We start from the raw sequence: 11518 nt of genomic DNA on the forward strand, positions 1-11518 counted from the left end.
CGCCGCCTCGTGCTCGGCGCGGGCACGGTCGGCGGCCCCGGCCGCCTCGCGGGCGCCGCCGCGAGGCTGTCGGCCTCCGCGCCGGCCCGTTCCCGCCGCTCCCCGGCCTCGGCGCGGGTGGTGTGCAGGCGGGCGAGCTCGTTCTCGGCCGCCTCCACCCGGGAGCGGGCCGCCGCCACGGCGCCCGTCAGCCGGGCCAGGCCCTCGCGCCGGTCGGCGGCCGCCCGGAGCAGCCCGGTGACCACGGCGTCCTGGGCCCGGGCGGCGGCCTCGGCGGCCTCCCGGTCCTCGATGGCCGCGGCGAGCCCGTCCGTGGCGTCCTCGACCTGCTCGAGCAGCAGGTCCTGCTCCGCCCGGGTGCGGGCGCCTGCGCGGCGAGCCGGTCCGGGTCCCGGGCCGGCTCGGCGGGCTCGGCGGCCGGGCCCAGCAGCCGGCGCCGTTCGGCGGCCAGGGAGGCCAGCGACCGGTAGCGCTCCTGCACCGCGGTGAGCTGGTACCACGTGTCCCGGGCCGCGTTGAGCGCCGGTGTCGCGCGTGCGGCGCGGGCCCCGACATCGGCCTGCCGGGCGCGCCCGGCGTCGAGGTCCTGCTCCGCCTGCGCGCGCTCGGCGCGCAGCCGGCGCTCCAGGTCCTCGTCGACCGCGAGCGAGGTGCGGGCCCGGACGAGGTCGTCGGCCAGCAGCCGGGCCCGGGCGTCGCGGACGTCGTGCTGGATCCGCTGGGCGCGGCGGGCCACCCGGGCCTGCCGCCCCAGCGGGGTCAGCTGGCGGCGGATCTCGGCGGTGAGGTCCTCGAGCCGGTCGAGGTTCGCCTGCATGGCCTCCAGCTTGCGCAGCGTGCGCTCCTTGCGGCGGCGGTGCTTGAGGATCCCGGAGGCCTCCTCGACGAACCCGCGGCGCTCCTCGGGCGTGGCGTGCAGGATTCGGTCGAGCTGGCCCTGGCCCACGATGACGTGCATCTCGCGGCCGAGCCCGGAGTCGGAGAGCAGCTCCTGGATGTCCAGCAGCCGGCAGGCCCGGCCGTTGATCGCGTACTCGGAGCCGCCGGAGCGGAAGAGCGTGCGCGAGATCGTGACCTCGGAGTACTCGATCGGCAGGGCGCCGTCGGCGTTGTCGATCGTCAGGGCCACGTGGGCGCGGCCGAGCGGGGCCCGCCCGGCCGTGCCCGCGAAGATGACGTCCTCCATCTTCCCGCCGCGCAGCGACTTGGCGCCCTGCTCCCCCATGACCCACGAGAGGGCGTCCACCACGTTGGACTTCCCCGAGCCGTTGGGCCCGACGACGGCGGTGACCCCGGGCTCGAACTCGAAGGTGGTGGCCGAGGCGAACGACTTGAACCCGCGCACGGTCAGGGTCTTCAGGTGCACGGGCGGCCGGTCTCCTGGGCTGAGGGTTCGGGGGTCGCCCCCACTGTACTCGGGCGCGTCCCGGCGCGGCGGCGCGGTGCGGGCAGGGGCCGGGCCGGACGGAAAAGCTAAGCCTGCAGAGAAACGGCGGGGCCCGGGCACCGCGCCGCCGACCGGCCGGTAGACTGACCGCGACCAGCACGACCTGCCGACCCGTGACCGCGCCTGCCGGGCGCCGGAGCGGGGCGTCGGCGAGCCCCTAACGAAAGCCAGAGACCTTGACCGGTAATTCCTCGATCCGTCACCAGAACGCCGCGCTCCTGGCCATCACGAAGGTCGAGGCCGACGAGGTGGTGCCCTCGTCCCACGCCGACGAGGTCCTGGAGGACACGTTCGCGCGGCTGAAGATGCCGAAGGGGCTGCTGCAGCGCCTCGCGGGCGTCAACGAGCGGCGCGTGTGGTCGCCGGGGCGCCACTTCACCGACGGCGCCGTGGAGGCGGGCGAGGCGGCCCTGGCCCGGGCGGGGGTCCGCCCGGAGCAGGTGGGGCTGCTGATCAACGCCTCGGTGACCCGCGACGGCTACGAGCCGGCGGTCTCGGTGTCCGTGCACCACCGGCTCGGGCTGGCGCCCTCCGCGCTGAACTTCGACGTGACCAACGCGTGCCTGGGCTTCGTCAACGGGCTCACGATCGCCTCCACGATGATCGACTCGGGCGCGATCGACTACGCCGTCGTCGTCGCCGGCGAGGACCCGACCCCCTGGCACCGCGAGACGTACGAGCGGCTGCAGGGCCCGGACGTGACCCGCGCGGACGTGGTGCGGGAGTTCGCCACCCTGACCCTCGGCTGCGGGGCCGCCGCCGCCGTGGTCGGCCCGGCCGAGCGGCACCCGGAGGGCCACCGCATCGCGGGGTCCGTGACACGCTCCGCGACCGAGCACCACGGGTTGTGCATCGGCGGCTTCGACGGCATGTACACCGACGCCACGGGCCTGCTCAAGCACGGCGTGGGACTGCTCGCCGACGCCTGGCACGACGCGCACCAGGACGGCTGGGAGTGGTCGACGATGGACCGCTACATCGGCCACCAGGTCTCCATGTCCCACACCAACAAGCTGTTCCAGGACGTCGGGATCGCCCCGGAGCGGTTCCCGCTGACCTTCCCCTTCTGGGGCAACGTCGCGGCCGCGGCCCTGCCCATGACCCTCGCCCTCGAGGCCGAGCGGCTCGAGCAGGACGACCGGGTCCTGCTGCTGGGCGTCGGCTCCGGGCTCAACGCGACGTACATGGAGATCGACTGGTGACTCCCCGGCGCTGAGCGCCGCCCGACCGACCCCGCACGCCCGCACCCGACGAGGAGCCCCACGCCCATGGCACGCAGACGACCGTCCACGACCTCCCAGCACGACGGGCCGGACGCGGCACGGCTGCCCATGACGGAGGTGCCGCTGCCCGGGGTGGACCCGGCCTGGTCCCGCACGGTCACGGTCGCCTCCACCGCGCCCGTGGAGCCCGTGCCCGGACGTCGCCGCCGCTGGCACCTGCTGGACAACGCGGCCTCGCTGGAGGCGGCCGGGCTGACCCCGCGCGGCACGGTGCTCGCCGTGCACGGCAACCCGACCTGGTCCTACCTGTGGCGCGACGTGCTGGCCGCCGGTGTCGACCCCGCCAACCCGTGGCGGGTCGTGGCCGTGGACCAGCTCGACATGGGCTTCTCCGAGCGCACCGGGCTCTTCCGCCGCCTGGACGACCGGGTGCGGGACCTGTCCGACCTCACCGCCGAGCTCGGCCTCGACGACGCCACCACGCCCGTGGTGACCCTCGCCCACGACTGGGGCGGACTGATCTCCTCGGGCTGGGCGCTGGAGCACCCGGGCGTGCACCGCGGCGTGGTGCTCACCAACACCGCCGTCCACCACGACGGCGCCGAGGAGATCCCCGCCTCCCTGCGCCTGGCCCTGGCCCCGGCCGCCCACGGGCTGCTCACCGAGCGCACCACGGCCTTCCTCGACGTCGCGCTGGCGCTGGCGGACCCGTCCCTGCCCGCGGACGTCCGGACGGCCTACCGGGCCCCGTACGCCACGAGCGCCCGGCGCGAGGCGATCCGGCACTTCGTGGCCGACATCCCCGTGCCCGCCGACCACCCCTCCCACGCGCGCTTCGAGCAGATCGCCGCCGGTGTGGCCGGGATGGACGTCCCCGCCCTGCTCCTGTGGGGCACCGGGGACCCCGTGTTCCAGGAGCGCTACCTGCAGGACCTCATGCGGCGGCTGCCGCACGCCGACGTGCACCGCTACGAGGGCGCCCAGCACCTGCTGCCCGAGGCCCGGGACATCGCGGGCCCGCTGATGGCCTGGCTCGCCGACCGCTTCGGGCCCGGCCCCACCCGGCGCGAGCTGCACGTGCAGCGCCGCGCCACGGCCCGGGGCGCCCACGTGCCGTTCCACGCGGAGCTCGAGCAGCGCCGCACGGACCTCGGCCTCGCCGTGGTCGACATGGCCCGCGGCGCCGAGGCCGCGGGCCCGCGGGCGGCCGCGGCCCCGGTGCGGGCCAGCCTCAGCTGGGCGGAGCTGGCCGACCGGGTCGACCGCCTCGCCGCCGGCCTGGCCGGCATCGGGGTGCGCCCCGGGGACCGCGTGAACCTCATGGTCCCGCCGGGCTCGGACCTCACCGCGCTGCTCTACGCGTGCCTGCGCGTCGGCGCCGTCGTCGTCGTCGCGGACACCGGGCTGGGCCCGAAGGGGCTGACCCGGGCGCTCAAGGGCGCGGGGCCCGACTGGCTGGTGGGCATCCGCAAGGCCCTGGTCGCCGGACGGGCACTGGGCTGGCCGGGCACCCGGATCTCCCTGGAGCGCCTCGACCCGGTCTCCCGCCGCGCCCTCGGCGTGGCCCACGACGTCCCCGGCCTGCTGGAGTCCGCGCCGCACCCGGAGCTGCCCGCCCCGGGCCCGAGGCGGACGCCGTGGTGCTGTTCACCTCCGGGTCCACCGGGCCGGCCAAGGGCGTGGTCTACACCCACCGGCAGCTCTCCGCGATGCGGGACGCCGTGCGCGGCACCTACGGCCTGTCCGCCGGCACCGGGCTCGTGGCCGGCTTCGCGCCGTTCGCCCTGCTCGGGCCCGCCATGGGCACGACCTCGGCGACCCCGGACATGGACGTCACGGCACCGAAGACCCTCACGGCCCGCGCCCTGGCGGACGCCGCCTCCGCGATCCGGGCGACCGCGGTGTTCCTGTCCCCGGCCGCGATCACCAACGTCCTGGCCACCGCCCACGAGCTCGACGAGGGCCAGCGCCTGGCGCTGGGCCGCGTGGAGCTGGTGCTCTCGGCCGGGGCGCCGCTGCCGGAGGCGCTGCTGGAGCGGTTCCAGGAGCTGGTGCCGGCCGCGACGCTGCACACGCCCTACGGCATGACCGAGGGGCTGCCCCTCACCGACGTCACGCTCGGCACCATCCGACAGGCGCGCCGGGACGGCACCGCCGCGGAGGGCTCCCCGGTGGCCGGCGCCGGCAACGGCGTGTGCGTGGGCACTGCCGTGCACGGGACCGAGCTCGGCGTCACCGCCCTGGGCCCGGACGGCGTGCCCGGCGACGAGATCACCACCGCGGCCGGGACCACCGGCGAGATCGTCGCCCGCGCCCCGCACGTCAAGGACCGCTACGACCGGCTGTGGGCCACGGAGCACCTGAGCACCCAGCTGCCCGGCTGGCACCGCACCGGGGACGTGGGGCACGTCGACGCCGCCGGCCGGCTGTGGGTGGAGGGCCGGCTGGCGCACGTGATCGTCGCCGCCGGGGGCGTGCTCACCCCGGTCGCGGCCGAGCACGCGGCCCAGGCCGTGCCGGGGGTGGGCCGCGTCGCCGTGGTCGGCGTGGGCCCGGCCGGTGCCCAGGTGCCCGTGGCGGTCGCGGAGACCGTGCCGCCGGCCCCGCGGCCCGGCCCCGCCGATCCCCTGCTGACCGGCGCCGTGCGCGACGCCGTGCGGGAGGCGACCGGCATGGACCTCGCGGCCGTCCTCGTGCTCCCCGAGCACCCCACCGACATCCGGCACAACTCCAAGATCGACCGAGCCCTGCTGGCCGGGTGGGCCGACGCCGCCCTGGCCGGAGGAAGGATCAGGAACCCGTGAACGGCAAGCACCGCAAGGACGGCCCGCACGACGAGAAGGTCCCCGCCTACGACGCCACCGTGGCGGAGGGCGCCCCGCCGGCCGGCACCGGCAGCCACGAGGCGGACCGCGGACCCCGGGAGCTGGAGGGGCGCGGCCGCACGGTGCTCGTCACCGGCGCCTCCGGGATGCTCGGGGAGCACGTGGCGCGCCTGCTCCGGAGCCGGAACTGGACGGTGCGGCTGCTGCAGCGCCGGCACGCCGACCTGGCCGACCAGCCCGGCGTGCAGGAGGTGCTGGGCTCCGTGACCGACCCGGAGGCCGTGGCCCGCGCGCTGGAGGGCGTCGACGACGTCGTCCACCTCGCCGCGAAGGTCTCCTTCGCCGGGGACTGGGACGAGTTCGTGCTGACCAACGTCACGGGCACCCGGGTGCTGCTGGAGACGGCCCGGCGCGCGGGCGTGGACAACGTGGTGTTCGTCTCCTCCCCCTCGGTCGCCCACACGGGGGTGTCGATCGTGGGCGAGCCCGCCCGCCCGGCCGACCCCGTGCACGCCCGCGGCGACTACGCCCGGTCCAAGGCCGCCGCGGAGCTGCTCGCGCTCGAGGCGGACGGCCGGGGACTGCGGGTCACGGCCGTGCGCCCCCACATCGTGTGGGGCCCCGGCGACACCCAGCTGGTCGAGCGCGTGGTGGACCGCGCCGGCCGGGGCCGGATGCCGCTGCTGGACCACGGCGCGGCGCTGATCGACACCACCTACATCGACAACGCCGCCGAGGCGATCGTGCGGGCGCTGGAGCGCATCGAGTGGTCGCACGGGCAGGCGCTCGTGGTGACGAACGGCCAGCCGCGCACCGTGGGCGAGCTGATCTCCGGGTTCTGCCGCGCGGCGGGCGTGCAGCCGCCCACCCGGCGGGTCCCCGGTGCGGTGGCCCGCGTCGCCGGGAAGCTCATCGAGAAGCTCTGGGCGCTGCGGCCGGGGGCCGACGAGCCGCCGATGACGGCGTTCCTGGCCGAGCAGTTGTCCACGGCGCACTGGTTCGACCAGCAGACCACCCGCGAGGTGCTCGACTGGTCGCCGGCCGTGACGATCGAGGAGGGCATGCGGCGGCTGGCCGAGTACTACCGCACGCACCCGCTGGGCGCCCACGACGCCCCGCAGCCGGACACCGGTTCCACCGCGGCCGACGCCGCCTGAGCCGGCACCCGCCGGGCCGGCACCCGCCGGGCCGGCACCTTCTGGGCCGGCGTCGCGGGTGCCGGCGCCCCGCCGCGGCCGGTCAGAACCGGGCGTTGCGGGGCGCGCGCTGGCAGGCCGGGCAGCGGTAGGAGGAGCGGTTCATGAACTGCTCGCGCACGATCAGCGCCGCCCGGCCCTCCTCGGCGCACCGGGGGCAGGGCCGGCCGGAGCGGCCGTAGGCGTTGAGGTCGCGGGCGAAGTAGCCCGACTCCCCGTTGACGTTGACGTAGAGGGAGTCGAAGCTCGTCCCGCCGGCCGCGAGGGCCCGCTCCATCACCGCCCGGACCGCCGCGAGCACCCGGTGCGTCTCGGGGCGCCGGAGCGTGTCGGTGGGGCGGGCCCAGTGCAGGCGCGCCTGCCACAGCGCCTCGTCGGCGTAGATGTTGCCGATCCCCGAGACCATGGCTTGGTCCAGCAGGGCCCGCTTGAGCCCGGTGCGGCGCCGGCGCAGCCGGTCGTGCAGGAGGTCGGCGTCGAAGGCCGGGTCCAGGGGGTCGCGGGCGATGTGGGCCGCGCGGGTGGGCACGGCCGCCAGCCCCGTGGCGGAGCGTCCGCCCGGGGCGCCGTCGTCGGTGGGCACGAGCCGGTCCAGGAGCATGCCGCCGAAGATCCGCTGGTCCACGAAGCGCAGCTCGGCCGGGGTGCCGGGGCGCTCGGACAGGCTCAGCCGCACCTTGAGGTGCTTCTCCGCGGGCAGCCTGGCGTCCTTGACGAGCAGCTGCCCGCTCATCCCCAGGTGCACCAGCAGGGCTTCCTGGGGCGTGTCCCCGGCCGGCCCGGTCAGCGGCAGCCAGAGGAACTTGCCGCGGCGCACGGCGTCGCCGACCACCGCGCCCTCGAGCTCGTGGGCGAAGGCGACCGGACCGGCCTCGTGCCGGCGCACCGAGCGGGGGTCGAGGACCTGCACGGCCTCGATCCGGCGGCCCACCACCCAGCGCTCCACGCCGCGGCGGACGACCTCGACCTCGGGCAGCTCAGGCACGGGCGCCCCGCGTTCCCGGCTCAGGCACCGCTGCGGGCCACCAGGGCCGCGTAGGCCTGCGCGGCGGCGGAGCGCTCGGCCTCCTTCTTCGTGGTGCCGGTGCCGGTGCCGTGGTCCTTGCCGCCGATGACCAGGTGCGCCTCGTAGCGGCGGTCGTGGTCCGGGCCGGTGCCCTCCACGGCGTAGCGGACGGGGCCCAGGCAGCGGGCCGCGGCGAGCTCCTGGATCTCGGTCTTCCAGTCGCGGCCCTCGGTCATCACGAAGCCGTCCTCGAGCAGCGGCACGACCAGGCGCAGCACGAAGTCGCGGGCGGCCTCCAGCCCCGAGCACACGTACACGGCGCCGATCAGCGCCTCCATGGTGTCGGCGAGGATCGAGGCCTTCTCGTGGCCCCTGGTCCGCACCTCGCCCTTGCCCAGACGGATGTGCGCGCCCACGTCGAGGGAGCGCGCGAGGTCGGCGAGGGTGCGGGTGCTCACCACCGCCGCGCGGATCTTGGCGAGGTTGCCCTCGGAGTCGTCGGGGTAGCGGTGGAAGATCTCGTCGGTGACCGCCAGTCCCAGCACGGAGTCGCCGAGGAACTCGAGCCGTTCGTTGTGGCCCTGTCCCTCGTGCTCGTACGCGTAGGAGCGGTGGGTCAGCGCAAGACGGAGCGTCTCGGCGTCGATGTCGACGCCGAGACGCTCCAGCAGGTCCTGAGGGTTGGCGGTGGTGGTCACCGTGGTCAGGCGTCGGCCACCTTGCGGCCCTTGTACTCCAGGAACAGCGCGGTCCCCGCGGAGTCGGTCACGACCTTGGCCTGGTGCGGCAGGCTGTAGGTGACCTTGCCGTTCTCGACGGTCTTGACCAGCTTCGGCGCGGTCGCCTTCCACTGGGAACGGCGTGCACGGGTGTTGGCACGGGACATCTTCCGCTTGGGAACAGCCACGGCTATCTCTCTTCTCTCGTATCGGTCGTCTTCTCCGAGGTGTCCTGCTCGAGCAGGCCCGACAGGGCGCTCCAGCGAGGATCGAGCACCTCGTGGTGGTGTCCCGGGTCGTCCTCCAGGCGCGCGCCGCACTGGGCGCACAACCCCTGGCAGTCCTCCCGGCACACCGGTTGGAACGGCAGCTGAGTGATCACTGCGTCCCGAAGCATGGGCTCGAGGTCGATCGTCTCGTCCTGAACTTCATACATCTGGTCGTCCTCGACGTCCTCCCCACCGGTGGTGGCGGCGTCGAAGAGGTACAGCTCCTGCACGTCGACGTCCAGATCGTAGTCGATCGGGTCGAGGCATCGGCTGCACTCGCCGTGGATGTCCACGGCAGCCGTGCCGGACACCAGGATCCCGTCGTGGACGGACTCCAGCCGGAGGTCCAGCTCGATGTCCGAACCCTCCGGGGCGCCGATGAGTGCGTTGCCGAAGTCCTTCGGCGCGGGCACCACCTTCTCCAGTCGTCGCATCGTCCCCGGGCGGTGCTCGAGGTCCCTGACATCGATGATGAGGGGCGAACTGTTCTCGCGACTGATGACGATCTCCTGGTGAAATTCTGGCCGACAGGCCATGGTAGCGCGCCCCGCCGCCCGTTCTCAAACGGGACGCGCCCCGGCGGCCCCGGACGGTCCCGGCGGGCTCAGCCCCGCAGGGCGCGCAGCACGGGCCCCGGCACGAAGCCGGAGACGTCCCCGCCGAGCCCCTGGACCTCCTTGACGAGGGTGGACGACAGGTGCAGGAACTGCGGGTCCCCCGCCAGGAACACGGTCTCGACCCGGGTGAGGTCGCGGTTCATCGTGGCCATCGGCACTTCGTACGCGTAGTCCTCCCCCGAGCGCAGCCCCTTGACCAGCGCCACCGCGCCCCGCTGCGCCGCGTAGTCCGCGAGCAGGCCTCCGCCCATGGGCTCGACGACGACGCCGGCGATCCCCGCGAGGCTCTCCTCCACCAGGGCCAGCCGCTGCTCGTGGTCGAAGCGGTAGCGCTTGTGCGGGTTCGTGGACACCGCGACCACGACCTCGTCGAAGAGCGCCGCGGCGCGCGCGACGACCTCCACGTGGCCGTTGTGGATGGGGTCGAAGGAGCCGGGGCAGATCGCTCGGTGCATGGGCCCCATCCTAGGCACGCCGCCGCGGGACCCTAGACTGGCGGCCATGGATGCCGATGCCGCCGCCCGCACGTCCCGCGCCCCCTGGGAGCGCATGGCCCACGGAGGAGGCATGCTGACCACCGCCGGGGAGCTCTCCGGGACGGTGTTCGAGGAGATGTCGCGGCTGGCCGCCCGGACGGGGGCGATCAACCTGGGCCAGGGCTTCCCGGACGTCGACGGGCCGCCGGAGATGCTCGACGCCGCCGCGGCCGCCCTGCGCGGCGGCGGCAACCAGTACTCCCCGGTGGCGGGGGTGCCGCAGCTGCAGGAGGCCGTCGCCGAGCACCAGCGCCGCTTCTACGGGCTCGAGCCGGACCCGGCCTCCGGCGTCGTCGTGACCGTGGGCGCCTCGGAGGGGCTGGCCGCGAGCCTGCTCGCGTTCCTGCGCCCCGGGGACGAGGTCGTCACCTTCGAGCCGCACTACGACCTCTACGGCGCCGTGGTGGAGTTCGCGGGCGCGCGGCTGGTCACGGTCCCGCTCGAGCCCCCGCGCTTCTCCCCCGACCTCGACCGCCTCGCCGCGGCCTTCGGGCCGCGCACCCGCATGGTGGTCCTCAACGACCCGCACAACCCCACGGGCACCGTGTTCGACGACGCCGTGCTGTCCCGGGTGGTCGAGCTGGCCGAGGAGCACGACTGCGTGGTGGTCACGGACGAGGTCTACGAGCACCTGCGCTACGACGGCGCCCACCGCCCCCTGGCGGCCCTGCCGGGGGCCTTCGAGCGGACCCTCACCGTCTCCTCGGTGGGCAAGACGTTCTCGGCCACGGGCTGGCGCGTGGGCTGGGTGAGCGGACCGGAGCACCTCGTCGGCGCGGTGCGGGCCACCAAGGCGTACTTCACGCACAGCGCCGCCACACCCCTGCAGCTCGGGGCGGCGGCGGCGCTGCGCCTGCCGGACGCCTTCTACGAGGGTCTGGCCGAGGACTTCCGGCAGCGCCGCGACGTGCTCGTGCAGGGGCTGGCCGCCGCGGGCGCCGAGCCGTTCGAGCCGCAGGGCACGTTCTTCGTCGTGGCCGACGTGCGCGCGCTGTGCGAGCGGCACGGCGTCGGGGACGCCACCGCGCTGGCCCCCGTGCTGGCCGAGCGCTCCGGCGTGGTGGGCGTGCCGGTGCCGGCCCTCGCCTCGGCGGCGCACCGGGGCCTGTACGGCACCTGGATGCGCCTCTCCTTCGGCAAGCGCCGGGACCTCCTGGAGCAGGCGGCCCAGCGGCTGGCCGGCTGAGCCGCGGCCGGCCCGTCACACACGGTCAGCACCCTTGGCGCGGCCGCGCCGGGTGGCTAGCGTGGTGCGCACCCGCGAGCCCGGTGGAGCGTTCCGGGCGCGGGTCGGCGGCCCGTCGACGGCCGCCGTCGTCAGTGGGGCCGGCACGCGCGGCCGCGGCGACCGGCCCCTCCCGAGAGGTGGGTCCGAAGGGGGAACCATGCCAGCAGGCCAGGGCAAGAACATCCGGCGCGTCACGAGCGTCGACGTGATCCGCAGCAGGCAGGGGGACGGTGACGCCGGCTCCTACACGTTCGAGCTGACGCTCGACGACGGCGTGGAGGAGTACCTGCTCGTCGTCCCGGAGAGCGAGGCCAGCACCGTGGCCCGGCTCATCCAGCACAGCAGCTCGATCCAGCTGGACAAGAACACGGACGACCTGGTCTTCGAGAAGTACGGGGACTGAGTCCCGCCCGCGCGGACCGCCGCGCTGCCGAGGCAGCGGCGGCCGCTCG

At 75.3% G+C, this 11518-nt stretch carries 9 protein-coding genes and 2 pseudogenes; 5 read left to right on the forward strand and 6 right to left on the reverse strand.

Translation table 11 applies throughout. The features are described 5' to 3' along the window. A pseudogene (locus BJF77_RS17555) lies at positions 1-1366 on the reverse strand (chromosome segregation SMC family protein); the annotation flags it as partial. 257 nt (positions 1367-1623) lie between these two features. Between BJF77_RS17555 and BJF77_RS17560 the strand changes: the two are divergent. From BJF77_RS17560 to BJF77_RS17570, 3 genes and pseudogenes are all read left to right on the forward strand, one after another. Beyond that, entirely contained in the window at positions 1624-2649 is a 1026-nt protein-coding gene (locus tag BJF77_RS17560; protein WP_047804610.1) for a 3-oxoacyl-ACP synthase III, read from the forward strand. A 129-nt stretch (positions 2650-2778) separates the two neighbouring features. Beyond that, positions 2779-5474 (forward strand): annotated as a pseudogene (locus BJF77_RS17565) (alpha/beta fold hydrolase). Then, a complete protein-coding gene (locus BJF77_RS17570; protein WP_075872974.1) occupies positions 5471-6652 on the forward strand; it encodes an NAD(P)-dependent oxidoreductase in 1182 nt (393 codons plus the stop codon). Before BJF77_RS17565 ends, BJF77_RS17570 begins: the two are co-directional and overlap by 4 nt. A gap of 82 nt (positions 6653-6734) precedes the next feature. Here BJF77_RS17570 and mutM read toward each other — a convergent pair whose 3' ends face one another. The 5 genes from mutM to coaD form a co-directional block, all read right to left on the reverse strand. Further along, complete coding sequence (mutM, locus tag BJF77_RS17575; RefSeq protein WP_075872975.1) at positions 6735-7676, reverse strand: bifunctional DNA-formamidopyrimidine glycosylase/DNA-(apurinic or apyrimidinic site) lyase; 942 nt, start codon at positions 7674-7676, stop codon at positions 6735-6737. A gap of 20 nt (positions 7677-7696) precedes the next feature. Beyond that, a complete protein-coding gene (gene rnc, locus BJF77_RS17580) occupies positions 7697-8395 on the reverse strand; it encodes a ribonuclease III (RefSeq protein ID WP_075872976.1) in 699 nt (232 codons plus the stop codon). Between the two features lie 5 nt (positions 8396-8400). After that, entirely contained in the window at positions 8401-8604 is a 204-nt protein-coding gene (rpmF, locus tag BJF77_RS17585; protein WP_031282896.1) for a 50S ribosomal protein L32, read from the reverse strand. A 2-nt stretch (positions 8605-8606) separates the two neighbouring features. Further along, a complete protein-coding gene (locus tag BJF77_RS17590) occupies positions 8607-9119 on the reverse strand; it encodes a DUF177 domain-containing protein (protein WP_369821441.1) in 513 nt (170 codons plus the stop codon). 170 nt (positions 9120-9289) lie between these two features. Continuing rightward, a complete protein-coding gene (gene coaD, locus BJF77_RS17595) occupies positions 9290-9757 on the reverse strand; it encodes a pantetheine-phosphate adenylyltransferase (RefSeq protein WP_047804614.1) in 468 nt (155 codons plus the stop codon). Between the two features lie 46 nt (positions 9758-9803). Between coaD and BJF77_RS17600 the strand changes: the two genes are divergently transcribed. Then, complete coding sequence (locus tag BJF77_RS17600) at positions 9804-11024, forward strand: aminotransferase class I/II-fold pyridoxal phosphate-dependent enzyme (RefSeq protein WP_075872977.1); 1221 nt, start codon at positions 9804-9806, stop codon at positions 11022-11024. A 199-nt stretch (positions 11025-11223) separates the two neighbouring features. After that, positions 11224-11469 (forward strand): hypothetical protein, encoded by a 246-nt coding sequence (locus BJF77_RS17605; RefSeq protein WP_075872978.1) that lies wholly within the window; start codon positions 11224-11226, stop codon positions 11467-11469. Positions 11470-11518 lie beyond the last annotated feature (49 nt).

Source organism: Kocuria sp. CNJ-770, assembly GCF_001942375.1.
Classification (GTDB): Bacteria; Actinomycetota; Actinomycetes; order Actinomycetales; family Micrococcaceae; genus Kocuria; species Kocuria oceani.